The organism is Pseudoduganella lurida (assembly GCF_007830455.1).
GTDB lineage: Bacteria > Pseudomonadota > Gammaproteobacteria > Burkholderiales > Burkholderiaceae_D > Rugamonas > Rugamonas lurida.
Genome location: NZ_VLLB01000002.1, coordinates 490,986 through 517,798, shown reverse-complemented (window position 1 = coordinate 517,798; position 26,813 = coordinate 490,986). Strand labels below are relative to the sequence as shown.

Annotated in this window: 22 protein-coding genes; 11 read left to right on the top strand and 11 right to left on the bottom strand. The window is 66.7% G+C overall.

The window, feature by feature from the left end; translation table 11 throughout:
• Nucleotides 1–34: 34 nt before the first annotated feature.
• Nucleotides 35–1,219, bottom strand: a complete 1,185-nt coding sequence (locus tag IP91_RS08910; RefSeq protein WP_145648579.1) for an acyl-CoA dehydrogenase family protein — start codon at nt 1,217–1,219, stop codon at nt 35–37.
• A 223-nt stretch (nt 1,220–1,442) separates the two neighbouring features.
• Between IP91_RS08910 and ssuE the strand changes: the two genes are divergently transcribed.
• From ssuE to IP91_RS08870, 8 genes are all read left to right on the top strand, one after another.
• Nucleotides 1,443–2,030: an NADPH-dependent FMN reductase gene (gene ssuE / locus IP91_RS08905; RefSeq protein WP_145648578.1), complete on the top strand. Its 588-nt coding sequence runs from the start codon at nt 1,443–1,445 to the stop codon at nt 2,028–2,030.
• A gap of 19 nt (nt 2,031–2,049) precedes the next feature.
• Complete coding sequence (locus IP91_RS08900; RefSeq protein WP_145648577.1) at nt 2,050–3,015, top strand: sulfonate ABC transporter substrate-binding protein; 966 nt, start codon at nt 2,050–2,052, stop codon at nt 3,013–3,015.
• Between the two features lie 12 nt (nt 3,016–3,027).
• Nucleotides 3,028–4,176, top strand: coding sequence for an FMNH2-dependent alkanesulfonate monooxygenase (gene ssuD, locus IP91_RS08895; protein WP_145648576.1), 1,149 nt, complete (start codon nt 3,028–3,030; stop codon nt 4,174–4,176).
• 13 nt (nt 4,177–4,189) lie between these two features.
• Nucleotides 4,190–5,026: an aliphatic sulfonate ABC transporter permease SsuC gene (gene ssuC, locus IP91_RS08890; protein WP_145648575.1), complete on the top strand. Its 837-nt coding sequence runs from the start codon at nt 4,190–4,192 to the stop codon at nt 5,024–5,026.
• A gap of 35 nt (nt 5,027–5,061) precedes the next feature.
• Entirely contained in the window at nt 5,062–5,895 is an 834-nt protein-coding gene (locus IP91_RS08885; RefSeq protein WP_145648574.1) for an ATP-binding cassette domain-containing protein, read from the top strand.
• A 277-nt stretch (nt 5,896–6,172) separates the two neighbouring features.
• On the top strand, nt 6,173–6,748 hold the full coding sequence (locus IP91_RS08880; protein WP_145648573.1) for a YceI family protein: 576 nt from the start codon (nt 6,173–6,175) through the stop codon (nt 6,746–6,748).
• Between the two features lie 74 nt (nt 6,749–6,822).
• Nucleotides 6,823–8,607, top strand: coding sequence for an amidohydrolase (locus IP91_RS08875; RefSeq protein ID WP_229474162.1), 1,785 nt, complete (start codon nt 6,823–6,825; stop codon nt 8,605–8,607).
• A gap of 8 nt (nt 8,608–8,615) precedes the next feature.
• Entirely contained in the window at nt 8,616–9,035 is a 420-nt protein-coding gene (locus IP91_RS08870) for a DoxX family protein (protein WP_145648572.1), read from the top strand.
• A gap of 174 nt (nt 9,036–9,209) precedes the next feature.
• Here the strand turns inward: IP91_RS08870 and IP91_RS26205 are convergent, their stop codons facing one another.
• Nucleotides 9,210–9,371, bottom strand: coding sequence for a hypothetical protein (locus IP91_RS26205; protein WP_199754545.1), 162 nt, complete (start codon nt 9,369–9,371; stop codon nt 9,210–9,212).
• Nucleotides 9,372–9,618: 247 nt separating this feature from the next.
• Between IP91_RS26205 and IP91_RS08865 the strand changes: the two genes are divergently transcribed.
• Nucleotides 9,619–9,885 carry a hypothetical protein gene (locus IP91_RS08865; protein WP_145648571.1) on the top strand — a complete coding sequence of 89 codons (267 nt, stop codon included), beginning with the start codon at nt 9,619–9,621 and terminating at the stop codon, nt 9,883–9,885.
• 286 nt (nt 9,886–10,171) lie between these two features.
• Here the strand turns inward: IP91_RS08865 and IP91_RS08860 are convergent, their stop codons facing one another.
• The 7 genes from IP91_RS08860 to IP91_RS08830 all read right to left on the bottom strand — a co-directional run bounded on the left by IP91_RS08860 (nt 10,172) and on the right by IP91_RS08830 (nt 21,707).
• Complete coding sequence (locus tag IP91_RS08860) at nt 10,172–10,882, bottom strand: response regulator (protein ID WP_229474160.1); 711 nt, start codon at nt 10,880–10,882, stop codon at nt 10,172–10,174.
• A gap of 331 nt (nt 10,883–11,213) precedes the next feature.
• Nucleotides 11,214–11,855 carry a phosphohydrolase gene (locus IP91_RS08855; protein ID WP_145648570.1) on the bottom strand — a complete coding sequence of 214 codons (642 nt, stop codon included), beginning with the start codon at nt 11,853–11,855 and terminating at the stop codon, nt 11,214–11,216.
• 4 nt (nt 11,856–11,859) lie between these two features.
• Nucleotides 11,860–12,582 carry a YceI family protein gene (locus IP91_RS08850; RefSeq protein WP_145648569.1) on the bottom strand — a complete coding sequence of 241 codons (723 nt, stop codon included), beginning with the start codon at nt 12,580–12,582 and terminating at the stop codon, nt 11,860–11,862.
• A 116-nt stretch (nt 12,583–12,698) separates the two neighbouring features.
• Nucleotides 12,699–14,738: a methyl-accepting chemotaxis protein gene (locus IP91_RS08845; RefSeq protein ID WP_145648568.1), complete on the bottom strand. Its 2,040-nt coding sequence runs from the start codon at nt 14,736–14,738 to the stop codon at nt 12,699–12,701.
• Nucleotides 14,739–15,277: 539 nt separating this feature from the next.
• Complete coding sequence (locus IP91_RS08840) at nt 15,278–16,159, bottom strand: CheR family methyltransferase (protein WP_229474158.1); 882 nt, start codon at nt 16,157–16,159, stop codon at nt 15,278–15,280.
• The gene (locus IP91_RS08835) at nt 16,160–21,040 is read right to left on the bottom strand and encodes a HAMP domain-containing protein (RefSeq protein WP_145648567.1); all 4,881 of its coding nucleotides are present in this window, start codon (nt 21,038–21,040) and stop codon (nt 16,160–16,162) included.
• A 379-nt stretch (nt 21,041–21,419) separates the two neighbouring features.
• A complete protein-coding gene (locus tag IP91_RS08830) occupies nt 21,420–21,707 on the bottom strand; it encodes a hypothetical protein (RefSeq protein WP_145648566.1) in 288 nt (95 codons plus the stop codon).
• Between the two features lie 189 nt (nt 21,708–21,896).
• On the opposite strand from IP91_RS08830, the gene IP91_RS08825 reads away from it, so the two are divergent.
• Nucleotides 21,897–22,862, top strand: coding sequence for an IS1595 family transposase (locus IP91_RS08825; protein ID WP_145648565.1), 966 nt, complete (start codon nt 21,897–21,899; stop codon nt 22,860–22,862).
• A 74-nt stretch (nt 22,863–22,936) separates the two neighbouring features.
• On the opposite strand, the gene IP91_RS08820 is transcribed toward IP91_RS08825, so the two are convergent.
• Nucleotides 22,937–24,961, bottom strand: coding sequence for a prolyl oligopeptidase family serine peptidase (locus tag IP91_RS08820; RefSeq protein WP_145648564.1), 2,025 nt, complete (start codon nt 24,959–24,961; stop codon nt 22,937–22,939).
• 130 nt (nt 24,962–25,091) lie between these two features.
• On the opposite strand from IP91_RS08820, the gene xth reads away from it, so the two are divergent.
• Nucleotides 25,092–25,910, top strand: a complete 819-nt coding sequence (gene xth / locus IP91_RS08815) for an exodeoxyribonuclease III (protein WP_145648563.1) — start codon at nt 25,092–25,094, stop codon at nt 25,908–25,910.
• Nucleotides 25,911–26,025: 115 nt separating this feature from the next.
• On the opposite strand, the gene IP91_RS08810 is transcribed toward xth, so the two are convergent.
• Nucleotides 26,026–26,787, bottom strand: coding sequence for an MOSC domain-containing protein (locus IP91_RS08810; RefSeq protein WP_229474156.1), 762 nt, complete (start codon nt 26,785–26,787; stop codon nt 26,026–26,028).
• Nucleotides 26,788–26,813 lie beyond the last annotated feature (26 nt).

The following is a 26,813-nucleotide window of genomic DNA, read 5'->3' as shown; positions in this document are numbered from 1 at the left end:
CCCCAGCATGTGACACGACCTCGACTGTAAGGAATCAGGAATACGGGGTCGGGTCGGGCAGCGTGCCGGACAGCGCGTAGCGGCCCAGGTCGCGGTATTTGTAGTCGACCGGGTCGTGCAGCGTGTGGACGCGGGCGTTGCGCCAGAAGCGGTCGAGGCCCAGCTTGCCGGAGGTGGCGCGCGCGCCCGTCAGTTCGAACAGCTGGCTGCCGATCTCCAGGCTGGCGCGGTGCGACAGCACCTTCGCTTCGGCCACGGCCACCGCCAGCTCGCCCCGTTCCTGCGCGGTGACGTCGTCGGCGCGGCGGAACAGCCGTTCCAGCTCGCGGCCCGCCACGTCGGCCAGCACGATGGCGGGGCGCAGCAATGTCCACAGTTCGCCGTAGCGGTGCTGCACGAACGGATCGTCGACGGCCCTGGCGACGCCGGAAGCGAACCACGGCCGTGCCTCGCTCGCCGTGTACTCGCGCGCCGCATCGAACGCGCCTTCGGCCAGGCCCAGGTACAGGTTCGCCATGATCAGCTGCGCCACCTGCGGGCGCAGCGTGGATTTCGGCGTCGCTGCCTGCCCGGGCTGCTGCAGTACCAGGCCTTCCGGCAGGGGCGTGCCCTGGAAGCGCACGTTGCCGCTGTCCGTCTGCTTCTGCCCGAACGCATCCCAGTCCGCCTCCACATGCACGCCGGCCGCGCCGGTGGGCAGCACGCCGATCAGCGCGGATGCCGTGGGTTCGTGCCAGGCCGAGACGGTCAGCCAGTCCGAGCCCACCGAGCCGGACGAAAAACTTTTGATCCCGTCGAGCACGAAGCCGCCCTTGGCATTCGTGGCGACGGTGCGCTTGTCGAGGGGATTGAGCGCATTCCCCCAGAACAGCCCATCGTCGACGGTGGCATGCAGCAGGTGGCGCTGCTGCTGCGCGCTGCCATACAGCTGCACGCCGGCCAGCTGCAGGTGGTGGAACGCGAACACGTGGGCCAGTGCACTGTCGGCGCGCGCCAGGATGCGCACGGCCTGCATCGTCGTGTCCCAGCCGGCGCCCTGGCCGCCGAAGTCCTGCGGGATCGACAGCGTGAGCAGGCCCGATGCGCGGATCAGCTGGCGTTCGTGCCGCGCATGGCCACCGGCCGCATCGCGCGCCACGGCGGTGCTGGCCAGTGCCGCGGCCAGCGCGGTGGCAACGGCAAGCGGGTCGGACTGCTGCTGGGGAAGCGGTGCATTCATGGGCGGGACGCGTCTCTATGAAAAGGGGCGGCGCCAGTATTGCGCCGCGGTCCGCGCACCGTCCACGAAGAAAAGCGCGCTTCCTTATGCGTGCAGCTCATGTAGAAAAAATCACATATCGAAGTGCGAAAGCATTCGTTCTGATTCACCGCCCCCTGCATTAGCCTTGCAGCATTGGTCATAACAACCCGCCAGACCCACTACCCACTGCAAAGCGATCTCCATGAGCATCCTCCTGATTTCCGGCAGCCCCGCGGTGCCATCCTCTTCAAGCCGCCTGCTGCACCATATCGGCGACAAGCTGGCCATCCACGGCCACCGCATCGTGCACCTGAACGTGCGCGACCTGCCGGCCCAGGCCCTGCTGGCAGCGGACGGCAGCCATCCCGCCATCCGCGCCGCGGCCGAAGCGGTTGCCGACGCGCAGGCCGTGATCGTCGCGACGCCCGTCTACAAGGCGTCCTTTGCCGGCGTGCTGAAAGCCTTCCTGGACCTGCTGCCGCAGAACGGCCTGGCCGGCAAGGTGGTGCTGCCGGTGGCGACGGGCGGCAGCCAGTCGCACCTGCTGGCGCTGGACTATGCGCTGCGCCCCGTGCTGCATGCGCTGGAAGCGGACCAGGTCCTCACCAGCATCTTCGCCACCTCGGCGCAGGTGCAGTGGCACGAGGGGGACGGCGTGCTGCTGGCACCGGAGATCGCCACGCGCGTGACGGCCGGCGTGGCCGCGCTGTCGCACGCGCTGCATGCACAGGCCGCGCGCCAGGGCGGGCCCGCCGTGCGTCCGCCGGTCCAGAAGCTGCAGGCCGCATAACTCCACATTGAGAGAACCCATGACGCATCCACTCGATAACATCACGCGCCGCCGCACGCTGGCCCTGCTGGTCGGCACAGCACTGGCCGGCGCCTTTCCGGCGGCCTTCGCCCAAAACGGCAGGGTGGTCCGCATCGGCTACCAGAAATACGGCACGCTGACCCTGCTGAAGGGCCGTGGCACGCTCGAGAAGCGCCTGGCAGCGCAGGGCGTGACGGTGCAGTGGACCGAGTTCCCGGCCGGTCCGCAACTGCTGGAAGGCCTGAACGTGGGCAGCATCGACTACGGCACCGTGGGCGAGGCGCCGCCGATCTTCGCGCAGGCCGCCGGCGCGCCGCTGGTCTACGTGGGCCACGAGCCGCCGTCGCCCGAGAGCGAGGCGATCGTCGTGCCGAAGGACTCGAAGCTGGCCAGCGTGGCCCAGCTGAAAGGCAAGCGCGTGGCGCTCAACAAGGGCTCGAACGTGCACTTCCTGCTGCTGCGCGCGCTGGAAAAAGCCGGCGTGGCGTGGCAGGATATCCAGCCCGTCTACCTGCCGCCGGCCGATGCGCGCGCCGCGTTCGAGCGCGGCGCCGTGGATGCGTGGGCGATCTGGGATCCGTTCCTCGCCGCCGCGCAGAAACAGCTGGGCGTGCGCATCCTGGCCGATGGCAAGGGCATCGTCGCCAACCACCAGTTCTACCTGGCCTCGCGGACCTGGGCCGAGAAGAATCCGGCACTGAACAACATCCTGCTGGAAGAAATCGCCAAGGTGGACGACTGGGGCCGCCAGCATCCGAAGGAGGTGGCGGCCATCCTGGCCGCGCAGACGGGTCTGGACGTGGCCATCGTCGACCTGGCCGCCTCGCGCTACAGCTACGGCGTGAAGCCCGTCTCCGCCGCAGTACTGAAAGAACAGCAGAAGATCGCCGACGCGTTCGCCGGCCTGAAGCTGATCCCGAAACCCATCGCCATCCAGGATGCCGTGCTGGCATCGGCACTCTGATCAGGAACGTCCATGTCGCTCAATCTGTTCTGGTTCATCCCCACCCACGGCGACAGCCGTTACCTGGGCACCTCGAAAGGCGCCCGCGCCGTCGATGCCGACTACCTGCGGCAGGTGGCCGTCGCGGCCGACACGCTGGGCTACGACGGTGTGCTGCTGCCCACCGGCCGCTCCTGCGAGGATGCCTGGGTGGTCGCCTCCTCGCTGATCCACGCCACGAAGAACCTGAAGTTCCTGGTGGCCGTGCGCCCCGGCCTGTCCACGCCCGGCCTGGCCGTGCGCATGGCGGCCACCTTCGACCGCCTGTCCGGCGGGCGCCTCCTGATCAACGTGGTGACCGGTGGCGACCCGACCGAACTGGCCGCCGACGGCCTGACCGCCGACCACGCGGAGCGCTACGAGATCTCCGATGAATTCATCCGCATCTGGCGCGGCGCGCTGGCCGGCGAGGGCGGCGATGCCGGCTTCGATTTCGACGGCAAGCACCTGAAGGTGAAGGGCGCCAAGACGCTGTACCCGCCGGTGCAGAAACCATATCCGCCGCTGTACTTCGGCGGCTCCTCGGAACCGGCGCACGCGCTGGCGGCCGAGCAGATGGACGTCTATCTCACCTGGGGCGAGCCGCCGGCGGCCGTCGCGGAAAAGATCGCCGACATCCGCGCCCGCGCCGCGCAGCATGGCCGCACCGTGAAGTTCGGCATCCGCCTGCACGTGATCGTGCGCGAAACGAACGAGGATGCATGGCGCGCCGCGAATGCGCTGATCTCCCACCTGGACGACGACGTGATCGCCAAGGCCCAGGCCTCGTTCGCGCGCATGGATTCGGAAGGCCAGCGCCGCATGGCCGCGCTGCATGGCGGCAACCGCGACAAGCTGGAAGTCTCGCCCAATCTGTGGGCCGGCGTGGGCCTGGTGCGGGGCGGTGCCGGCACGGCGCTGGTGGGCGACGCGGAAACGGTGGCCGAACGCATCCGCGAATACCAGGCGCTGGGCATCGAGACGTTCATCTTCTCGGGCTATCCGCACCTGGAGGAATCGTACCGCTTCGCCGAGCTGGTGTTCCCGCTGCTCGGCAAAGGAAAAGAACTGGGCGAGCAGTCGATCACCGGACCGTTCGGCGAAGTGATGGCGACCGATATCGTGCCGAAGAAGGCCGCGTGATGGGGGCCCGCGCATGAAGACCGCCGCCCTGAACGTGCCTGCTGCGGTGGACGCACCCCACGTACCCCACGCATCGCGCGTTCCCGTCTGGCCGCGCCTCGGCGCCGCGCTGGCACCGTGGCTGCTGCCGATCGCGCTGCTGCTGGCGTGGGAGCTGTCGGCACGCATGGGCTGGCTGTCGAGCCGCATCCTGCCCGAGCCGCTGTCCGTCGCGAAAGCTTTCTGGACACTGGCCGAATCGGGCGAGCTGTGGACGCACCTGAAGACGAGCCTGTGGCGCGCGCTGTCCGGCTTCGCCGTCGGCGCCGGCGCCGGCCTGGCCCTGGGCCTGCTGACGGGCAGCTTCCGCCGCGCCGAAACGCTGCTCGACACCACCCTGCAGATGGTGCGCAACATCCCGGCATTGGCCCTCATCCCGCTGGTGATCCTGTGGTTCGGCATCGACGAATCGGCCAAGCTGTTCCTGCTGGCGGTCGGCGTGTTCTTCCCGGTCTACCTGAACACCTTCCACGGCATCCGCTCTACCGATGCGGCGCTGATCGAGATGGCGCGCAGCTACGGCCTGCGCGGCTGGCCCCTGTACCGCGACGTGATCCTGCCCGGCGCGCTGCCGTCGATCCTGGTGGGCGTGCGGTTCTCGCTGGGCCTCGTGTGGGTGCTGCTGATCGTGGCCGAGACCATCTCCGCGCAGGCCGGCATCGGCTACATGACGATGAATGCCCGCGAGTTCCTGCAGACGGACGTGGTGCTGGTGGGGATCCTGCTGTACGCGATCCTCGGCAAGCTGGCCGACCTCGTCGCGCGCGGGCTGGAAAAGCGGCTGCTGCGCTGGAACCCCGCGTACCACTGAAACCCGATCAGCGCTCATCCAGAACAAGGAACCCCATGCTGCAAGCCACTTTCCCCCTCGCGGACGACGTGTTCGCGTTCGCCCGCGCCCCGGCCGATCCGCCGGCGCGCGCCCAGCCGCTGCCGAAGGCGCGGCACGGCGTCGATGTCACGCTGCAGGCGCTGACCAAATCGTTCAGCGGCCGCCGCGTGCTCGATGGCGTGGGCCTGGAGCTGAAGGCGGGCGAATTCGTCGCCATCGTCGGCCGCAGCGGTTGCGGCAAGAGCACGCTGCTGCGCGCCATCGCGGGCCTGGACGGCATCGATGGCGGCAAGGTCACCATCGGCACAGTCGATGCCGCTGCCAATACTCCCGTCCCGCTGCGGATGATGTTCCAGGATGCCCGCCTGCTGCCGTGGAAGACGGTACTGCAGAACGTTGCGCTCGGCCTGAAGGACGGGCGCCAGGCGGCCGCCAATGCGCTGGCGGCCGTGGGGCTGGCGGACCGCGCCGATGCCTGGCCCGCGCAGCTCTCCGGTGGCCAGCGGCAGCGCGTGGCCCTGGCGCGCGCACTGGTGCACGAGCCGTCGCTGCTGCTGCTGGACGAACCGCTGGGTGCGCTCGACGCCCTGACGCGCATCGAGATGCAGCAGCTCATTGAATCGCTGTGGCGCCAGCGCGGCTTCACGGCCGTGCTGGTGACGCACGACGTGCAGGAGGCGGTGGCGCTGGCCGACCGCGTGCTGCTCATCGAGGAAGGCCGCATCACGCTGGACCTGGCGATCGACCTGCCGCGCCCGAGGACGCGGGGCAATCCGATGTTCGCGGCGCTCGAGGAACAACTACTGAATCGCCTGCTCAATCCCGTCCCCGCGTCCCGCACGCGCTAGATATCTCGTCTGCCGGGCCGCCCCGCGTTCACGACGCCGGGCGGCTTTTTTGCGTCTTCCAGCGCCTACCCAGGACCGGTGCCCGCCAACCGCTTCCTTTGGCAGATGGCCTGGCACCGCTCGGCCGGCTAACATGCGTGCATCAGCCGTTTGCTCGACCTGGTGCTCTGTGATTTACTATCGACATTATCGATAGTAAGACGGTAAATTTTTCGTTTTACTTCTCCGCCCGGCCACGGACATAATGCGCCATTCACAAACTGATGGAGAGTACCCGATGAAAAAACTGATCACCCTGGCCCTGGCCGCCGGCCTGTCCCTGTCCGCTGCCGCCGCTTTCGCCGCACCGGAAACCTATGTGCTGGACGATTCGCACACGTTCTCCCGCTTTGCCTACAGCCACCTGGGCTTCTCGACGCAGGAAAGCCGCTTCGACAGCACCAAGGGCAAGATCACGATCGACCGCGCCGCCAAGACCGGCTCCACGGAAATCACCATCGACACCAAGTCCGTCAACACGGGCAGCACCATCTTCAACAGCCATATCCAGGGCGAGGACTTCCTCGACACGGCCAAGTACCCGACCATCACGTTCAAGTCGACCCGGTTCACGTTCAGCGGCGACACGCTGGCCTCCGTCGACGGCAACCTGACGATCAAGGGCGTGACGAAGCCGGTCACCCTGAAGGTCACGTCGTTCAAGTGCGCACCGCACCCGATGGCCAAGAAGGATGCCTGCGGCGCCAATGCCACCACCGTCATCAAGCGCACCGAATTCAACGCCGGCAAGTACGCCCCGAGCGTGAGCGATGAAGTGACGCTGACGTTCGCCGTCGAAGCCGTCAAGGAATAAGCGGCCGACGCGCGGGCGCCACGCGCCCGCCCGCATCGGCCGGCCAGTTTTTTAGTCACACAAGGAAGAAAAACATGAACCGACCGATGCGCGCCAGCCTTCTGGCGGCAGGCCTTCACACGGCCATTGCCATCACCGCCATCCCGCATGCGCGGGCCACCGACCTGATCGTCACCAACGCGAAAATCGCGACGATGGTGAAGGACGGCCAGTTCGTGCAGGCCGTCGCCGTCGATGGCGGCAGGATCACGGCCACCGGCAGCAATGCCGCGATCCTCAAGCGCAAGACCGCGCACACGCAGGTCATCAATGCTGGCGGCCGCACGGTCATCCCCGGCCTGAACGACTCCCACCTGCACATCATCCGCCAGGGCCTGAACTACAACGCCGAGCTGCGCTGGGATGGCGTCACGTCCCTCAAGCGCGCGCTGCAGATGCTCAAGGAGCAGGCCGCGCGCACGCCGGACGGGCAGTGGGTGAAGGTCGTGGGCGGCTGGAACGAATACCAGTTCGAGGAAAAGCGCCTGCCCACGCTGGCCGAGATCAACGAGGCCGTGCCGGACAAGCCCGTGTTCATCCTCTACCTGTACGGCCTGGGCTACCTGAATAAAAAGGCCATCGAGGTGCTGGGCTATGACGGCGCCACGCAGTACAAGGAAGGCCACGTGGAACTGGGCAGCGACGGCAAACCCACCGGGCTGCTGGTGGCGAAGCCGAATGCGCTGATCCTGTATTCCACGCTGGCGAAGACCGGCACGCTGCCGCGCGACCAGCAGCTGAACTCCACGCTGCAGTACTACCGCGAACTGAACCGCCTGGGCCTGACGAGCGCCATCGATGCGGGCGGCGGCGGGCAGGCCTATCCGGACGACTACGCCGTCAGCCTCGAACTGGCAAAAGACGGCAAGCTGTCCGTGCGCACCTCCTACTACCTGTTCGCGCAGAAGCCGGGCAAGGAGCTGGAGGATTACCAGCGCTGGCTGACGCTCACCAAGCCCGACAAGAACGACCACCTGTTCTACGCCAACGGCTACAACACGGAAGGGGGCGGCGAGAACCTGGTGTGGAGCGCGGCCGACTTCGAGAACTTCCTGGAGCCCCGGCCCGACATGCCGGCGCACATGGAAGGCGAACTGGCGGCCGTGCTGCGCCTGCTGGTGAAGAACCGCTGGCCGTTCCGCATCCATGCCACGTATGGCGAATCCATCGAGCGCGACCTCGCCGTCATCGAGCAGGTGGACAAGGAAATCGGCCTGAAGGGCCTGCGCTGGTTCTTCGACCATGCCGAGACGATCACGGATGCGCAGCTGCAGCGGGTGAAGAAGCTCGGTGGCGGCATCGCCGTGCAGGACCGCATGTACTTCCAGGGCGAGGCCTACTGGAAGCGCTACGGCGAACAGACGCGCCAGATGCCGCCGATCCGCACGATGCTCAAGCTGGGCATCCCGGTCGGCCTGGGGACCGATGGCACGCGCGTGTCGAGCTACGGACCGTGGCCGTCGATCTACTGGGCGGTCACGGGCAGGACGGCGGGCGGGCTGCAGCTCTGGCAGGAGAGCGACCGGCTGTCGCGCTTCGAGGCGCTGCGGCTGATGACGCGGGGCAGTGCCTGGATGAGCGGCGAGGAGAAGGTGAAGGGCACCATCGCGCCGGGCCAGTACGCGGACCTGGTGATCCTGCCGCAGGATTACTTCACGATGCCGGAAGCGGACATCCGCAACCTGGAAAGCGCGCTCACGATCGTCAACGGCAAGGTGGTGTATGCCGCCGACGCCTTCGGCCAGTACGCCGTGCCGGCACCCGCCGTGCTGCCCGACTGGAGTCCCGTCAAAGCCTACGGCGGCTACCAGAACCGGTGAGCGCCGCCATGACGACGCGCCTGCTCAAGACGCTGGTCGGCCCGGGTGCGCCCGACGCCGGCCTGCTGTACGCCCGGCTGGCCGGTGCCGCGCTGCTGCTGTGGGTGCACGGGCTGCCGAAGCTGCTGCACTGGCAGCACGAACTCGCCCATATCGACGACCCTCTGCACCTGGGCCGCGGCGTCACGCTGCTGTGCGCGCTGTTTGCCGAAGTAGTGTGCGCGGTCCTGATCGCGCTGGGGCTGTTCACGCGCCTGGCGACGCTGCCCGTACTGTTCCTGCTGCTGGTCTCGATGGTGGTGGTGCATGCCGACTGGACGATCGAGCAGGGCCAGTTCGGCTGGCTGCTGCTGATCGTGTTCGGCACGCTGGCGCTGGCCGGCGGCGGCCGCTACTCGCTGGACGCGCGGCTGGTCCGGCGGCCCTGACTGCCCGGCCCGTGTCCCGCCTGGTGCCTGACTCCGAACGTGCTGCTCAGCTCGTGTCCCGCCTGGTGCCTGACCCCAGATGAGACAAACGAGACACGAGCTCGACAATTACCAACGCCGGGCTCGTGTCACCGTGCCTGGCCCCCCGGTGACACCGATCCCATTTACACGAGCTCAGCCGCCGCCGATGGCTTCCTGGATCACGCCGCTACCGCCGCAGTTGGTGCAGGACTGACCGCCGGTCTTGCCGCTGCCGTGGCAGACGGGACAGACGTCCTCGCCGCTGCCGGGGGTGCCCGGTGCGACTTCATCACCGGGGTTCAAGGGTTCGTTCATCGTGGTCTCCTGAGGGTGGTGGGGCGCGCCGGCCCCAGATCGTGCCTCAGGGTAGCCCGTGGCGCCGGGGCGCACTGCGCGCCACCTAACACTCGCCTTGCGGAAGCGCCAATTGCAGGCTTGACTTTGAAAAAAGGTAGCCGATACTCTTTTGGGAGGCACACGTATTGCGTTACCTCATACATACCAAATGATCATAAGCCGCACCGCGTGGACCAGCGCGGGCCGGCACAACCGAAGGATCGCCATGTCCGCTTCCAGCCGCTTGCCGTTATCGCGCCAACCAGTGCCCGACCTGTTGCCGTCCGAAGGAGGGAGCAGCAGCGGGCGGGTCGACATCGAACAGGGTGCCATCGTCGAGGAAGGCATTGCGCTGCAGGGGGCGACCGGTTCGGTCTGCGCCCTCGAGTACCTGAAATCGCGCGGCGTGGGGCCGGCCGTCATCGAGCGGGTGCTGCTGCATCCGGGCTTGCGGCGGCGGCCCGCTACGGTAGCGGTTATGCACAAAAATTAGCAATAAGAAAAGATGGGCAGTATTTTTCGGGACTTTGATCCTGATCACGGCTGTGCTCGTAAGTACTTGATTTCATTATGTCCGTCACCTGCTTTTTTTGCAGGCAGTTTAATGAAAAGGCCGTCATTACGGGCTGTATACGTTGTCAAGCCCGGCTTATCAACAAAGTTATCCCCAAGCTGTGTGGATATTCCGGAAAACGCTTGGAAATCCGGTACTTAGCGCAATTTTCGGAGAGTGGGAGAGACTGGACAGGAAACGGCGCAGCAGCGCGGGCCCTGTGTGCCTATACAGCCTTTTCCGTCAGGCGCGCCGTCCCGGTCAGGGAGAACACATCCGGTTCCGCGCCGGGCCGCAGCTGCACCTGGATGGCCTGCGGCGGCTCGCCCAGTGCGACTTCGCCGGACCAGGACTGGCCGGCCAGCAGGGCCTCCAGAGCCCGCTGGGCGCCGCCGCGCACCTCCTGCAACGCCGATTCGGCCCGCTCGACCCGCTGGCGGGCTTCATGCAGGCTGTGGTAGCTGCGCAGCGAGGCGATGACGGTCGTGAACAGCTTGCGCGTGGTGAGATCGGTCTTGCACCAGAAATCGTTGATGTCGTAATCGAGGATGATGCTGTGCTCCAGCGCCTGGCCGGGCTGCCCGGTGCGCAGCACGACGCGCACCAGGTCGTTTGCCAGCTCCTCGCGGATGCGCGTGGCCACTTTCAGGCCCGCATCGGCGGTTTCCATGATCACATCGAGCAGCACAAGGGCGATGTCGTCCTGGCTGCGCAGGACCGCCACCGCCTCGTCGCCGCTGTAGGCGTGCAGGAAGCACAGCCGGCGGCCCATGAAGCAGGCATTGCTGAGGGAAAACTTGGTGACGACATGCACATCGACATCGTCATCGACGATCAGCACCTTCCAGGGAGCCGGCGCAGCCGCCGCCGCATCGTCCGGGACGGGCGCATCGTCGTCCAGCATCCAGCCTTCGTTGGCGTTTTCGGGCTCTTCCATGTCTCGCTCGCTGCCTGGGAGTGATGACACTATTCCTCAACGACACGGTTGTCAAAGCTTATGCACGACTGATGATGCAAAGCGGCACTAAAATATTTTGCAGCCCACCGCCGAGCCCGCCCATGAACGCCGTTTTCAGCCGTAAGTGCTTGATTCTACAGGTGGATGAAATTGCCTGCGGAACGGGCATTTTGTTGAAACCCGCGCCAGTGCTGGCTCTGCGGCTTGTCAAGCCCCGCTTGTCCACATCGTTATCCACAACGTAAGTGGATAAGTCAAAAATACGCTTTAAAAACGGTGTCTTAGCGCAACTCCATGCAAGCGGAAGGGGTCATCCTGCCGCAGCTGCCGCCTTCAGCCGCCCCAGTTCGGCCAGGAAGCGCTCGCACGCCAGCCGCGGTTCCCACGGCTCCCAGGCCAGTCCGCCATAGATGGCCAGCAGTGGATCCTCCGCCAGCGGCGCGATGCGGATCTTGAGCGTGCGGCGCACTTCCTCGCCGGACCAGCCGACGGCGTGCACGGCCTCGCTGGCGGCCGCCAGGCGGTCGGCACGCTTGTGCGCCAGGTACTCCCGCGGCGTCCACGCCGGCAGGCCATAGCGCAGGAAGACCGCGCGCTCGAGGCGCTGCGTGAGCTCCCGGAACGCTTCGCCCATGAACGGCTTGAGCACGGAGATGCAGTCGAAGCCCAGCAGGCCTTCCTCGGCGTCGTGCAGCAGTTCGCGCAGTGCCGTCACCGGATCGAGCGGGTGGGCGGCGCGCTGGCGGCGCAGCTGCAGCACCGTCAGCGAATGCTGCGCCACGGACAGGGGCAGGGGCCAGGCCGAGTGGCCGCCCCAGCGGTAGGTGCGCGCCAGGCCGAGGGCCAGGTCGCTATCGTCCCAGTCGAAGGGCGTGGGGTCGAGCAGATCCAGGCGCTTGCCCGACGGCATGCGCACCCAGGCGCGCGTGGCGCCGTGCTGTGCAGGTTTCATGCCGCTATCGTACCGCGGCGGGCGCACCGCTGCTGCCGGGGGCCGTCACGGGGATCACGAAGCGGATTTCCATGTCGTCCTGCACGGCCATCGCGCCGCCCAGCACCGAAAACGGCGTGATGCCGAAATCGGTCTGCTTCAGCACCAGGGTGCCGCGCGCCACCAGGCCGGCTGGCGCGGTGGCGAGCACGGAGGGGACCAGGTAGCGCCGCGTGACGCCGTGCAGCGTGATGTCCGTCTGCAGATGGGCAGTGTCACCGGCAAGCCGCTGCGCGCGGATCTCGACGAACGGGAAGCGCGCGGCATCGAGCACCTTCGTCAGCATGTTCTCGCGCGTGCCGGCGATGGCGTCGGCGGAAGGCTGCTTGGCCAGGCCCGCTTCCTGGCGCAATCCCGCTTCGTCGACCGTCATCTCGTCGAGCCGGAAGCGCAGCACGGCGCGGCCCTGGCGCGGATCGGCGTAGCCCGCGATGCGCCGCGCCGCCACCACGTGGTCATGGCCCAGCCGCGCCAGCGCGCCGCCGCGGCGCACCGTCACGGCCACCAGCGCATCGTCGCCAACGGGCAGTGCGCCCGCGAGGCGGCCGGCGAACAGTTCGGCGAATGGATCGGCCGGCAAGGGCGCAGGAGCAGGAGCAGGAGCAGGAGCAGGAGCAGAAGTAGAAGCCGGGACAGAGGAAGAAGGGGGCGACGGCGGTGCCGCGCAGCCGGCCAGCAGCACGGTCATGAGCACAGGGCACCGCAGCGCCCTGACGAAGACAGGGCACCACGGCGCCGGCAGGACGGCGGCAAGGCCGCGTCGACCTTGCCGCCGCAACGGGGCGCGTGCGGTGCCCGTCATGCTCAGTGGTGGCTCAGCAGCTGCCGGCCTTTGGCACCGGCGTGCTTGCCCTGCGCAGTGCCGGCGGCCTCCGTTTCGCCGAGGCGGAACTGGCGCACCACCTGGGCCAGGCCGGATGCCTCGTCCTGCATCGACGCGGCGGCGGCCGCCGCTTCCTCCACCAGTGCCGCGTTCTGCTGCGTCACCTGGTCCATGTGCGTGATGGCCGTGTTGACCTGCTCGATGCCGGCCGTCTGTTCGTCGCTGGCGACGCGGATCTCGGCCATGATGGCCGTCACGCGGCGCACGCTGTCGACCACTTCCTGCATCGTCGCGCCGGCCTGTTCGACGAGGCGGCTGCCCGCTTCGACCTGGCTGACGGAATTGCCGATCAGTTCCTTGATCTCGCGCGCGGCGGCCGCGCTGCGCTGGGCCAGCGTGCGTACTTCGCCCGCCACCACGGCAAAGCCGCGCCCCTGTTCGCCCGCCCGGGCCGCCTCCACGGCGGCATTGAGCGCCAGGATATTGGTCTGGAAGGCGATGCCGTCGATGACGGCGATGATGTCGACGATCTTCTGGGCCGACGTATTGATCGAGCCCATCGTGTCGACCACCTGCGCCACGACGGCGCCGCCCCGTTCAGCCACGCCGGACGCGCCCTGCGCCAGTTCGTTGGCCTGGCGGGCATTGTCCGCGTTGCGGCGCACGGTGGCCGTCAGTTCTTCCATCGAGCTGGCGGTTTCCTCCAGGTTGCCGGCCTGCGCCTCGGTGCGCGCGGACAGGTCCTGGTTGCCGGTGGCGATCTCGGTCGAGGCCGAAGCGATGTGCTCGGCGCCGCTGCGCACCTGGCCGACGACGGCCGACAGGTTGTCGCTGATGCCGTTCATGGCCAGCTTCAGGCGGGTGATCTCGTCATTGCCCGCCGCATCGAGGTGCACCGTCAGGTCGCCCGAGGCGATCTGCGCGGCGGCGCTTTCCACTTCGGCGAGCGGGCGCGTGACGTAGCGCCGCACGCCCCAGAACAGCAGCGCGGAGAACAGCGCCAGGGCCAGGAAGCCGGCCACGATGTAGCGGTTGCGCAGGCTGTTGGCTTCCTCCGTGATCTCTTCGCGGTTGGCACCGCCGGCGATCACCCAGTTCCAGTCCTTGAAATAGGAGTAGGCCACCACGCGGTGCACTTCCTTGTCGTCGCCCGGGTTCATCCAGGGATAGTGGATCACGCCTTCCTTCTTTTCCAGGATCTCGCGCACGTACTCGTGGCCGTCGCGGTCCTTCGCATCGGCGATCAGCTCGCCTTCCCGTTTCGGGTGCACGACGAGGCGGCCGTAGTTGGCGCCCGGCGCCGCGTTGAGCACATAGAAGTAGCCCGTCTTGCCCACCTTGATCGACTTGATGCGCTCCTTCAGCGTGCCGATCTCCTTCGTGACATCGACGCCCACGTAGAGGATGCCGATCACCTTGCCGGCCGCATCGCGGATCGGGTCGTAGCGGGTGATGAACTGCTTGCCGAACAGCGTGGCGAGGCCCGTGTAGCTCTGGCCGGCGCGCAGCAGCGGATAGCCGGGGTGCGTGCGGTCCAGCGTGGTGCCGATGGCGCGGCTGCCGTCTTCCTTCTTCACCGAGGTGGAGACGCGCACGAAGTCTTCGCCGCTGGCGGCGAAGATGGTGGCGGTGCCGCCGGTGCGGGCCGTGAAGTGGTCGGGGATCGCGAAGTCGTTGTTCAGCGTGCGGCCGCCGATGAGCAAGGCCGGCGTGCTCTTGCCGCCCACGTCGACCGGTGCGGCGGGGTCGAGCGTGAAGCCGCCTTCGAACTCGGCATTGAAAATCTTGGCAAAGCTGTTGGCCTCGCTCGTGACGGCGGTATTGAACAGTTCCACCATGTTCTTCACGCCGGTCAGTTCCTGCTGCACGCCTTCCATCGAGCGTTCTTCGAGCATGCGGCCGGTGCTCGTGCTGATCCACAGGATGAGGGCGGCGAGAATCGCCGAGAGCAGTGCGAACGACAGCACGGTGATGCGTGTGCCGACATTCCAGTTGCCAGGTTTGAGTGTGTTGGATGTCATTTTCAGGCCAGTCTAATTATTTAACCGCGAATCATAACAAACAATACCGAGCAGAAACTTAAGTGAAAATACGGACTCTCTGACGCGCTGTGACTGATGGTTGCATAAAATCGGGGAAAATATTTCTTTAATGAAGTTCTAAGCCTGTCAAAAGCTTATGCTGGCAAAGTGTACCTGTACCGCGCAATACCTGTTGCGCGGCAGGTTGCCGGATTCCTCAATCCGGCACGGTTCTACAGTTGCATTGCTTTCTCCTTGTGAAATCCCCGCGCTCTCGACAGACAGCGTTTCGACCGGCTCCCTCCTCAGATTGCGGCCGGTCTTTTTTTGTCCCGGATTTCACGAGTGCCGTTTTCTTTACCAGGAAGGCAATGCCTTGCATGCAAGTTCTCGGGAAAGCTGGTCAAACAGATTTTCCGGGGATGTTTCGTTTACCCAACGATTTTGCCGGATTTGCGGTTTGTGCGGGATCTGGCGGGCGGCTTGCGCCCATCATGCACCCCCCCCCGTAAACACGATCCCGGGCTTGAGCTGGTTGCTCAACTCACCCGCTTGTACCAGCTCAGCCCCGGCAGCAGCGTCACGTAGTGGCCCGCCATGCGGGCCTGCCTGTCCAGCGGCCGGTCGATGCCCAGTGCACCGAACACGGCCAGGCTGCCATCGAACAGGTCCAGCACGCGCTGGCGCAGCAGCGGACCGAAGTCGGGCAGGGCGCGCCGGCACACGATCAGCTGGAATTCGTTGAAGGAAGCATCCGTGACGAGGTTGTACTGCGCCCACGTGATGCGGTTGCGCAGCTGCGGCACCGGCACCAGCCGGCCGCCGTGTGCCTCGAAGTAGTCGGCCAGCCGGCCCGTGCCGCCCGCCTCCTCGTAGCGGCGCTGGTAAAGGGGCAGTGCGTCGGCGGGAATCGACGCGGCGACCGCTTCGTCGAGCTGCGCATCGGTGGTGACCGTGGCATGGATCTCGGTGCCCCACAACAGCTGCCGTTCGGCCAGCAGCACGGCCACCGTCCACGCCTGCTCGGCGCCGGCGCAGTCGGCCAGCCAGACTTTCGGCAGCGGCGCGCCCGGCAGGCACTGCTCCGCCACCGCCAGCAGCTGTACCGCCTCCTGCACGTCGTCGAACATCGTGGCCGGCGGTACGCCCAGCGCGCGCAGCAGGGCGCTCGACGCGTCGACGTCGTGCAGCACGCGGTCCTGCAGCTGCGACAGCGTGTGCAGGGCGCGCCGCTCCATCAGCGCCGCCAGCTTGCGGCGGATGGCGGCGCGGTCATGGCTGCGGAAATCGAAGCCGAAGCGGCGCGCTACCGCTTCGAGCAGCAGCTCCAGCTCCAGCGCCTCCAGCTCGGGATCGACGGCCCGGCGCCGACCCTCTGGCGCATCGTCCGCCGTCACCATCTGTGCATTCGGGGCCGCCACCTAGTGCAACCACACCCGCATCAGCGACAGCAGCTGCGCCACGTCCACCGGCTTGGTGATGTAGTCCGAAGCGCCGGCCGCGATGCACTTGTCGCGGTCGCCCTTCATGGCCTTGGCGGTCAGCGTGATGATCGGCAGCGACTTGAATTTCGGGATGCGACGGATCGCCCGCATCGTGTCGTAGCCGTCCATCTCCGGCATCATGATGTCCATCAGGACGATCTCGATGCCGGGATCCCGTTCCAGCACCTCGATGCCGTCGCGGCCGTTCTCGGCGAACGACACCTGCATCTGCTCCCGTTCCAGCAGGGAGGACAGGGCGAAGATGTTGCGCAGGTCATCGTCGACGATCAGCACCTTGCGGCCGGCCAGGCCGGCATCGGCCGCGTGCACCTGCTGCAGCATGCGGCGCTGCGGCTCCGGCAGGCTGGCCTGCGAGCGGTGCAGGAACAGCGCCGTTTCGTCCAGCAGGCGTTCCGGCGAACGGGCATCCTTGATGACGATTGTCTTGGCGTAGCGTTTCAGCTTGGCCACCTCGCGGCGATCGAGTTCCTTGGCCGTGTTGATCACCACCGGCAGGTCGCGCAGCTTGATGTCCTTGCCGATCGTGTCCAGCAGGTCGAAGCCGGAGATGTCGGGCAGGGTCAGGTCCAGCACCATGCAGTCGAAGTGGCTGGTGCGCAGCGCGGCGAGGGCTTCCTCGCCCGTGCCCACCGCCGTGATCTCCACGTCCGTCGCTTCGATCAGGGCCACGATGGATTCGCGCTGGCCTTCCTCGTCATCGACGACGAGCAGGCTGCGTTTGCCGCCCAGCAGGAACTTCTGGATGCGCGTGAACTGCTCCTGCAGCGCCTCCTTGCTGACGGGCTTGTTCATGAACGAGATCGCGCCGCTGCGCAGCGCCGGCTCCCGTTCGCGCGAGGCCGACATCACGTGTACCGGAATGTGGCGGGTGCTCGGGTCGCGCTTCAGGCGGTCCAGCACCGTGAAGCCGTCGATGTCCGGCAGGTCCAGGTCCAGCAGGATGGCCGACGGCAGGTAGTCGCGCGCCAGCGACAGCGCCGAATCGCCCTGGTAGGTGACGATGCCCTTGAAGTTCTTCTCGCGCGCGAAGTCCAGCACGATCTTGGCGAAGCGCTCGTCGTCCTCGATGATCAGCACGGACGGATCGCCCGGCACCGTCAGGTTGCGGTCGTCCGAGGTGGCGTACAGGTCGTCGCCATCCACGTCGGCCGGCAGCACCGCGCCGGCGTCGGCCATCGGTGCCGAGTAGACGATCGTCGGCATCACCGGCGCGGCGCGCTGCACGGCCGGGCGCGGCTGGTCGTAGTTGACGAAGCCAGAGCGGTTATACGGGAGATACAGCGTGAAGGTGGAGCCGCTGCCGACCGTCGATTCGACGCGGATCTCGCCCCCCAGCAGGCGCGCCAGTTCGCGCGAAATGGACAGGCCCAGGCCCGTGCCGCCGTACTTGCGGGCGGTCGAGCCGTCGGCCTGCTGGAACGCCTCGAAGATCAGCTGCAGCTTGTCGGCCGCGATGCCGACGCCCGTATCGCTGACGGAGAACGCCAGCACCGCATCGGCATTGCCCAGGTTCGGATTGTCCGTGCTCCAGCCGCCGTCGACGAGGCCGATCTCCAGCGCGACCTGGCCGTGCGAGGTGAACTTGAACGCGTTGGACAGCAGGTTCTTCAGCACCTGCTGCAGGCGCGTGGTGTCCGTCATCAGGGACGCGGGCAGGTTCGGCGCCAGGGCGACCGAGAAGCCCAGGTGCTTCGCCTCGGCCATGTGGCGGAACGTGCGGTCCACGTAGTTGCGCAGGTTCGGGAAGCGGTACTCCGACACATCCAGCGTGACGGTGCCGGACTCGATCTTCGACAGGTCGAGAATGTCGTTGATGAGCGTGAGCAGGTCGGAGCCGGAGCCGTGGATGGTCTTGGCGAATTCCACCTGGCGGCCCGACAGGTTGCCTTCCAGGTTGTCGGACAGCTGCTGCGCCAGGATCAGCAGGGAGTTCAGCGGCGTGCGCAGCTCGTGCGACATATTGGCCAGGAACTCGGACTTGTACTTCGACGACAGCGCCAGCTGCGTGGCCTTTTCCTCCAGTGCCAGCTTGGCCTGCTCCACCTCGCGGTTCTTGCGTTCCACCTCGATGTTCTGCTCCGACAGCAGCCGCGCCTTTTCGGCCAGCTCCTGGTTGGTCTGCTGCAGTTCCTGCGCCAGCGACTGCGACTGCGTCAGCAGCGATTCGGTGCGGCTGTTCGCCTCGATCGTGTTCAGCACCACGCCGATCGATTCCATCAGCTGGTCGAGGAAGGACAGGTGGGTCTCGGTGAAGCGGTCCAGCGAGGCGATCTCGATGACGGCCTTCACCTGCTGCTCGAACAGGATCGGCAGCACGACGATATTGGTGGGCGGCGCGGAACCGAGGCCACTGGAGACGACGATGTAGTCGCGCGGCACATCGGTCAGCCAGATGCGGACTTTTTCAAGCGCGCACTGGCCCACCAGGCCTTCGCCCGGCAGGAAGGAGGTCGGCAGCTTGCGGCTGGAGCGGTAGCCGTAGCTGGCGATCATGCGCAGGCGGGCATCGTCCATCTGCGAGTCCATCATGTAGAACACGCCGTGGTGGGCCGACACGAGCGGCGCCAGCTCGGACAGGATCAGCTTCGTCACGGCCTGCAGGTCGCGCTGGCCCTGCAGCAGGCGGGTGAAGCGCGCCAGGTTGGTCTTGAGCCAGTCCTGCTGGGCGTTCTTCTGCGTGGTTTCCTTCAGGTTGCGGATCATCTCGTTGATGTTGTCCTTCAGGTAGGACACCTCGCCGCGCGCTTCCACCTGGATGGAGCGCGACAGGTCGCCCCGCGTCACGGCCGTCGCCACTTCGCCGATCGCGCGCATCTGGTTGGTCAGGTTGGCCGCCAGCTGGTTGACGTTCTCCGTCAGGTCCTTCCAGGTACCGGCCACGCCGGGCACGTTGGCCTGGCCGCCCAATTTACCCTCGGTCCCCACCTCGCGGGCCACGCGGGTCACTTCCGAGGCGAAGGAGGACAGCTGGTCCACCATCACGTTGATGGTGTCCTTCAGTTCCAGGATCTCGCCCTTCACGTCCACCGTGATCTTCTTCGACAGGTCGCCGCGCGCCACGGCGGTGGTCACGGCGGCGATGTTGCGCACCTGGCCCGTCAGGTTCGACGCCATGAAGTTCACGTTGTCGGTCAGGTCCTTCCAGGTACCGCCCACGCCCGGCACGTAGGCCTGGCCGCCCAGCTTGCCCTCGGTACCGACCTCGCGGGCCACGCGCGTCACTTCCGAGGCGAACGAGGACAGCTGGTCCACCATCACGTTGATGGTGTTCTTCAGTTCCAGGATCTCGCCCTTCACGTCCACCGTGATCTTCTTGGACAGGTCGCCGTTCGCCACCGCGGTGGTCACCTCGGCGATGTTGCGCACCTGGCCCGTCAGGTTGCCGGCCAGCTGGTTGACGTTCTCCGTCAGATCCTTCCAGGTACCCGCGACACCCGGCACGTTCGCTTGCCCGCCCAGCTTGCCCTCGGTACCCACCTCGCGGGCCACGCGCGTCACTTCGGACGCGAAGGAGTTCAGCTGGTCGACCATCACGTTGATGGTGTTCTTCAGTTCGAGGATCTCGCCCTTCACGTCCACCGTGATCTTCTTCGACAGGTCGCCGTTCGCCACGGCCGTCGTCACGTCGGCGATGTTGCGCACCTGGCCCGTCAGGTTGCCCGCCATCGAGTTCACCGAGTCGGTCAGGTCCTTCCAGGTGCCGGCCACGCCCTTCACCTGCGCCTGGCCGCCCAGCTTCCCTTCGGTACCCACCTCCCGCGCCACGCGCGTCACTTCCGAAGCGAAGGAGGACAGCTGGTCCACCATTACGTTGATGGTGTTCTTCAGTTCCAGGATCTCGCCCTTCACATCCACCGTGATCTTCTTCGACAGGTCGCCGTTCGCCACGGCGGTCGTCACCGCGGCGATGTTCCTCACCTGGCCCGTCAGGTTCGACGCCATGAAGTTCACGTTGTCCGTCAAGTCCTTCCACGTGCCGCCCACGCCCGGCACGTAGGCCTGGCCACCCAGCTTGCCTTCGGTGCCCACCTCGCGCGCCACGCGCGTGACCTCGGAGGCGAAGGAGCGCAGCTGGTCCACCATCACGTTGATGGTGTCCTTGAGCTGCAGGATCTCGCCGCGCACGTCCACCGTGATCTTCTTGGACAGGTCGCCGTTGGCCACGGCGGTGGTCACCTCGGCGATGTTGCGCACCTGGGAGGTCAGGTTGCCCGCCATCGAGTTTACCGAGTCGGTCAAGTCCTTCCACGTGCCGGCCACGCCCTTCACCTGCGCCTGGCCGCCCAATTTACCCTCGGTGCCGACCTCGCGCGCCACGCGCGTGACTTCCGAGGAGAACGACAGCAGCTGTTCCACCATCGTGTTCGCGGTGGTGGCCGCGCGCAGGTACTGGCCCTTCAGCGGATGGCCGTCGACTTCCAGCGCCATGGTCTGCGACAGGTCGCCCTTCGCCACGGCGCCGATCACGCGCGCCATCTCGGTGGTCGGGCGCACCAGGTCGTCGATCAGCGTGTTGACGGCGCTGATGATCGTGGCCCAGCCGCCGGACACGTTGGTCACGGGCGCGCGCTGCGTCAGCCGGCCTTCGCGGCCCACCACGCGCGAGGTTTCCGTCACCGATTTGACGATGCGCTCGTTGGTTTCGATGATGTCGTTCAGCACGTCGGCGATCTTGCCGGAGACGCCGGTCCAGTCGGACGGCATGCGTGCCGAGAAATCGCCCTTCTTCAGGGCCATCAGGGTCTGCAGGATCAGCTTCAGGTCCAGCTCTTCCGGCAGTTCGGTCATGTCGTTCATCGACGGGTCCTCGTTGGGTAGGGTTTGGTGCGGGGGTGGCAAGGGGGCGCGCAGACTTCGTTTCGCGTGGACGCGACAATACCCGCCGGTGCGCCAGGGCGGCGCGGCGGGTCGATGGCCGGCAGGGAGATCGGACTAAGCACGTTCAGCAGGTGGTAACGCCATGGTGTCGCGGCTTATTGTCGCGGGTAATTGCCGTAAAAGATACGCCTGTGCGGGCCCCAGTCAAGCAGAAATCGGTTTTCGCAGGACTGGAAATATAGCAAAAAACTAATGAAGAATGGAAACAAAATACTGAGCGGGAAACAAAATGCTGGACGTAATGCCGCGGACGGTTCCAGGTGCGCCCGGTCGCGCGGTGCGGACCGACGCCCGCGGTTCAGAAGTAGACGGTGTCGCCGTTGCGCAGGGCGGATGTGGTCGCAGGTTGCGCCGTGATCGAGGCGACCGGCACACTGGCCGGCTGGCTCGTCGCGTCGTGGATGATGCGGTAGGGCGTGCCGGCGGTGCAGGCCAGCGCCGTCCCGGCCTGTGGATCGATCACGCAGGCCGCGGTGACCGTGAAGGTGACGTCGAAGGTGGCGCGCCGCTGGTGGCCGGCGGCGCTGGCACCCTGCGTGGCCGCCGCCAGCATCATCGCTAATAACACTGCTGAAACCTGCTTCATCGGATTGCCTTTCGAGTTGATGAAGCGATCATACCGGTAGGGGCGTATTTATTCCATTTGTGAATTACTATGCGACAAATAGCATTTAGCGGAAGACAACGGCGCTGTCAGCGTTAAGTGGGGGAACTTGCTGTCCAGTTTGCTGTCCGACGCATTGGTTGAGCCAACTCATGCGATGGGGAGCCGGCAATGGACACTGCATCGTTTCAGGAAACATTTCATGCCCTCATCGGGGGCGATCTGATCGGTGCGCAGCGGATGACGCTGCGCACCTGGCTTGACGCGCAGACGTCGGCAGTGGATTGCATCGCGTTGATCGAGGGGGCTGGCGCGGGGCGGCCGTGTCCGCGCTGCCAAGGCTGTCGCAGCCACCGTTGCGGACAGGCCAACGGCCTGCAACGTTTCCGCTGCCTGGCCTGTGGCCGGACCTATAACGCCCTGACCGGCACACCCCTGGCGCGCCTGCGCCTGAAGGGCAAGTGGCTGGCGTATCTGCAATGTCTGCTGGACGCCTGCCCGGTCCGCAAGGCGGCGGAGCAGGTCGCGGTCGCGCGCTCGACCAGTTTTCGCTGGCGCCACCGTTTCATCGCCGGTGTGCGGCGCGAGCAACCGGGCCTCTTGGGCAGCGTGGTGGAGGCCGACGAAACCTATTTGCTCGAATCGCAGAAGGGTTCGCGCACACTGGACCGTCCGGCGCGGCGGCGCGGCGGCAAGGCGACGCGCCGGGGCATCGGCCGCGAGCATGACTGCATCCTGGTCGCGTGCGACCGGGGCACGACAACACATGAGTTCGTCACTGGTCGCGGCCAGGTCACCACCGAGCTGCTGATGGTCCATCTGCTGCCCGTGCTGGTGCCGGATGTCATCTTGATTAGCGATTCGGCCAAGGCTTACCAGGCGTTCGCGCAACGTGCGGGCCTGACCCACGAAACCATCAACCTGCGCGCCGGCGTTCGCGCACGCGGCGCGTTCCACTTGCAGCACGTGAACGGCTGGCACAGCCGCTTCAAGACCTGGCTGCGGCGCTTTAACGGGGTAGCCAGCCGCTATCTGGCCAATTACACAGGCTGGCGGCGCGTGCTCGATACGGCCGCGCTGGTGACGCCTGCCGCCTGGCTGCGCGTGGGCGTGGCGGGGCGCAGCGCTGACCAGTAGGGCGCGGAAAAGTTCCCGACATGATCGGCATGTCTACTTAACGCGAACAGCGCCAAGACAACTGTTTGGATGCGCTATCTCAGCTGTTGCAGCAGGAAGGTATAGGTCAGCGCCCACATCTGCGCCTGCTGGTCGTTATTGGCCGCGCCGGCATGGCCGCCCTCCGTGTTTTCCCAATACAGCACGTCGTGGCCCTGCTGCTGCATCTTCGCCACCATCTTGCGCGCGTGGCCGGGGTGCACGCGGTCGTCGCGCGTGGAGGTGGTGAACAGCACCCGTGGGTAATGCTTGTCCGGGAAGACGTTGTGGTACGGCGAATACTCGGCGATATAGCGCCACTGGTCCGGATCGTCCGGATCGCCGTACTCGCCCATCCACGACGCGCCGGCCAGCAGCTTGCTGTAGCGCTGCATGTCCAGCAGGGGCACCTGGCAGACGACGGCATTGAACAGGTCCGGCCGCTGCGTGAGCGCGGCGCCCACCAGCAGGCCGCCATTGCTGCCGCCCATGATGCCCAGGTGGCGCGGGCTGGTGATCCGGCGCCTGACGAGGTCCTGGGCCACGCCGAGGAAATCGTCGAAGGCGCGCTGCCGATGCTCCTTCAGCGCGGCCTGGTGCCAGCGGGGCCCGAACTCGCCGCCGCCGCGGATATTGGCCAGCACGTACACGCCGCCCTGCGCCAGCCATGCGGCACCCGTCACGCCGCTGTAGAACGGTTTCAACGACACCTCGAATCCGCCATAGCCGTACAGCACGGTCGGGTTGCTGCCATCGAGCTTCGCATCGCGCGCCATGATGACGAAGTAGGGCACCAGCGTGCCGTCCTTCGACGGCGCCTGCAGCTGCTGCACCGTGTACGGGCTGGCGTCGAAGAAGCCGGGCAGCGCCTTGACGGGCGTGCGGTCGTCGCTGCCGGCCCGCGCCAGGTACATCGACGTGGGCGTGAGGAAGTCGGTCACGGTGAGGAAGTACTCGTCCGAGGCGATGGCATCGAGCGGCGCCACTTCCAGCGTGCCGAAGGCGGGCGCAGCGACGTCGCGGCGCTGCCACGTGCCGTCCACGTGCCGCAGTTCGACCAGGCGGTTCTTCACGTTGTCGAGGATGTTCAGCAGCAGGGCCGAGCGGGTCTGCGCCACGCCATCGAGCGAGGTGGTGGACGTGGGCGCGAACAGCACGTCGAACCGGCGTTCGCCCGCCAGGAAGCGGCGGAACCCGGTCGCCAGCAGGGCGCCCTGTGGATAGGTGGTGCCGCCGGTCGTCCAGTCGGAGCGCAGTTCGATGACCAGCTGGTCGCGCACCGTGTAGGCGCTGGCGTCCTGCGGCTTGTCCACCTTCGTGAGCGTGCCGCCTTCGCGCAGGAACAGTTCGCTGCTGTAGAAGCCGATCTGGCGCGAGATGAACTGGTGGCTGTAGTCCGACGTGAAGTCGCGATAGGCGCCCACCCCCAGGTCGTCCGGCTGCGCCTCGTAGACGGTGATGGCCTCTCCCAGCGGCGTGCCGCGCCGCCATTCCTTGACGATGCGCGCATAGCCGGAGGTGGTCATCGAGCCGGGGCCGAAGTCGGTGGCGACGAACAGCGTGTCCGCGTCGATCCATGCCACGTCCGTCTTGGCTTCCGGCAGGTTGAAGCCGTCGGCCACGAAGCGGCGCGAGGGCATGTCGAATTCGCGCACCACCACCGCATCGCCGCCACCGCGCGACAGCGACAGCAAAAACCGTTCGCCGCGCGGATACAGCGAGGAAACGCCATGCCACACCCAGTTCTCGCCTTCGTCGGCAGCCAGGCGGTCGATATCGAGCACCGTTTCCCATGCCGGTTCCGCCGCGCGGTAGCCGGCCAGCGTGGTGCGGCGCCAGATGCCGCGCACGTGCTGCGCATCGCGCCAGAAGTTGTAGACGTGCTCGCCGTGCTGGCGCACGAAGGGGATGCGTTCCTTCGCGTTCAGGATCGTCTTGAGCTGGTCGACCATGGCGGGATACCCGGGGCGTCCCTGCAACTCGCCCAGCGCCACGTCGTTCTGGCGCTTCACCCAGTCGAGCTGCTGCTCGCCGCCCACGTCCTCCAGCCACTCATGCGGATCTGCCCCGATCGAACTCATTCCACCTCCTGTTTTGCGATGGCGTACTGTAGCATCCGCGCCGGCAGCGCGTGGCCGGCGGCACGATTGGTGTGGCGGAGGACCGGCCGTTGCTGTCACAATCACAAGACCAACACGGATGGAGTCACGGATGCGCATTGCCACCTTCAATATCAACGGGATCGGTGCCCGCCTGCCGGCGCTGCTGGAATGGCTGGAAGAAAAACAGCCGGATGTCGCCTGCCTGCAGGAGCTGAAGGCGCCACAGGAAAAGTTCCCGGAGGCGGCGATCGCGGCGGCCGGCTATGGCGCCATCTGGCACGGCCAGAAAAGCTGGAACGGCGTGGCGATCCTGGCGCGCGGCAGCCAGCCCGTCGAAGTGGGGCGCGGCCTGGCGGGCGATCCGGAGGACGAGCAGAGCCGCTATATCGAGGCGGTCGTCAATGACATCGTCATCGCCGGCCTGTATCTGCCGAACGGCAACCCGGCGCCGGGACCGAAGTTCGACTACAAGCTGCGCTGGATGGAGCGGCTGATCCTGCGCGGCGAGCAGCTGCTGTCGACCGGGGCGCCGGTCGTCATGCTGGGCGACTTCAATATCATTCCGACGGATCTGGATGTCTACAAGCCGGAGCGGTGGGTGGACGATGCGCTGTTCCGCCCCGAGTCCCGCGCGCTGTTCGAACAGCTGATGGCGCAGGGCTGGACCGATTCGCTGCGCACCATGCATCCGGGCGAAAAGATCTACACGTTCTGGGATTATTTCCGCAATGCCTATGGCCGCGACGCCGGCATCCGCATCGACCACCTGCTGCTCAGCCCGCAGCTGAAGGCCGCGCTGAAGGCGGCCGGCGTGGACCGCGACATCCGCGGCCGCGAAAAGCCCAGCGACCACGCGCCCACCTGGATCGAGCTGGACATGAGGAAGGTGGCCAAGGCCGGCAAGGTCAAGCCGAAGGACGTGCCGTGACAGGACGGTCAGGCGGGAAGTCCAGCCGGAAGATGGCGGTCCGGCACTGATCCGTTCGTGTCCACGTCGGGGTCTGACCCCACGGTGGACACGAACCCGGCTGTTGGGAGCGATATCAGCCGTCGTTCGCGCTGTCGAACAGTGCCTCGCCCTGCCAGCGGGGCAGGTCGGGCCGGCCTTTCAGGGGCGCTGCACGTTCATCGAGACCGAGCGTGCGCGCCAGCCTGGGGAAGGTGCGGCAATACACGGCCTGCACGCCGGCCAGCCGGGCCAGCTGCCGGTACTCGACCACGCGGCCCGCCGGCACCCGCGCCAGGATGGCGGCAACCCGTTCGCGCCAGTCATCCGACCATTTCTCGCGCTTCCCCGGCAGGACGACCACCGGATCGCCCACGCGGATGGGCCCGCCTTGCACCACCCGCGCCAGTACGCCGCGGTCCCGGCCGATGCGGCGCGCGATGCCGGGCTGGCGCACATCCAGATAGGTGCACGCTTCACACTGGAACGTCAGCCACAGCACCGCTTCGGCGCCGACCCGCAGCAGCGTGCCGGAGGGCAGGTGCGCCGTGTCCACGTCGAGCAGCAGGTTTTCACGCAGTGCCCCGGGCGGCAGGCCGAAGCGCCCATAGGCCGGCGTGCCGGCCAGCAGCAGCTGGCGGGGCGACAGGGCATCGGCGTGCGCATCGCCGGCCAGGCCGACACCCGCTGCGGCGCATGCCGTGTCCACCGGCACGGGCGGCCTGGCGAGGGCCGTGCGCAGCGCAAGCGCGCGGACGGTGCCGATCGGCGCACCGGTGCGTTCAGCCGTTGGATCGGGCAGGGGGCTCGTGGTCGGGAATGGCTCGGTGGCGGTACGCAAGGCGGATTCTTCAGTCACGTGGGCCTCCAGTCTAGCAAAGCGGG

Bases quoted from the DNA above. Each gene is read 5' to 3' on its own strand.
- IP91_RS08855 (WP_145648570.1), bottom strand. From the start codon at position 11,855: ATGAAACCTGCACAGCACGGCGCCACGCGCGCCTGGGTGCGCATGCCG.
- IP91_RS08850 (WP_145648569.1), bottom strand. From the start codon at position 12,582: ATGACCGTGCTGCTGGCCGGCTGCGCGGCACCGCCGTCGCCCCCTTCT.
- xth (WP_145648563.1), top strand. From the start codon at position 25,092: ATGCGCATTGCCACCTTCAATATCAACGGGATCGGTGCCCGCCTGCCG.
- IP91_RS08885 (WP_145648574.1), top strand. From the start codon at position 5,062: ATGCTGCAAGCCACTTTCCCCCTCGCGGACGACGTGTTCGCGTTCGCC.
- IP91_RS08820 (WP_145648564.1), bottom strand. From the start codon at position 24,961: ATGAGTTCGATCGGGGCAGATCCGCATGAGTGGCTGGAGGACGTGGGC.
- IP91_RS08830 (WP_145648566.1), bottom strand. From the start codon at position 21,707: ATGAAGCAGGTTTCAGCAGTGTTATTAGCGATGATGCTGGCGGCGGCC.
- ssuD (WP_145648576.1), top strand. From the start codon at position 3,028: ATGTCGCTCAATCTGTTCTGGTTCATCCCCACCCACGGCGACAGCCGT.
- IP91_RS08835 (WP_145648567.1), bottom strand. From the start codon at position 21,040: ATGAACGACATGACCGAACTGCCGGAAGAGCTGGACCTGAAGCTGATC.
- IP91_RS08865 (WP_145648571.1), top strand. From the start codon at position 9,619: ATGTCCGCTTCCAGCCGCTTGCCGTTATCGCGCCAACCAGTGCCCGAC.
- IP91_RS08875 (WP_229474162.1), top strand. From the start codon at position 6,823: ATGAACCGACCGATGCGCGCCAGCCTTCTGGCGGCAGGCCTTCACACG.
- ssuE (WP_145648578.1), top strand. From the start codon at position 1,443: ATGAGCATCCTCCTGATTTCCGGCAGCCCCGCGGTGCCATCCTCTTCA.
- IP91_RS08860 (WP_229474160.1), bottom strand. From the start codon at position 10,882: ATGGAAGAGCCCGAAAACGCCAACGAAGGCTGGATGCTGGACGACGAT.
- IP91_RS26205 (WP_199754545.1), bottom strand. From the start codon at position 9,371: ATGAACGAACCCTTGAACCCCGGTGATGAAGTCGCACCGGGCACCCCC.
- IP91_RS08910 (WP_145648579.1), bottom strand. From the start codon at position 1,219: ATGAATGCACCGCTTCCCCAGCAGCAGTCCGACCCGCTTGCCGTTGCC.
- IP91_RS08900 (WP_145648577.1), top strand. From the start codon at position 2,050: ATGACGCATCCACTCGATAACATCACGCGCCGCCGCACGCTGGCCCTG.
- ssuC (WP_145648575.1), top strand. From the start codon at position 4,190: ATGAAGACCGCCGCCCTGAACGTGCCTGCTGCGGTGGACGCACCCCAC.
- IP91_RS08845 (WP_145648568.1), bottom strand. From the start codon at position 14,738: ATGACATCCAACACACTCAAACCTGGCAACTGGAATGTCGGCACACGC.
- IP91_RS08825 (WP_145648565.1), top strand. From the start codon at position 21,897: ATGGACACTGCATCGTTTCAGGAAACATTTCATGCCCTCATCGGGGGC.
- IP91_RS08870 (WP_145648572.1), top strand. From the start codon at position 8,616: ATGACGACGCGCCTGCTCAAGACGCTGGTCGGCCCGGGTGCGCCCGAC.
- IP91_RS08880 (WP_145648573.1), top strand. From the start codon at position 6,173: ATGAAAAAACTGATCACCCTGGCCCTGGCCGCCGGCCTGTCCCTGTCC.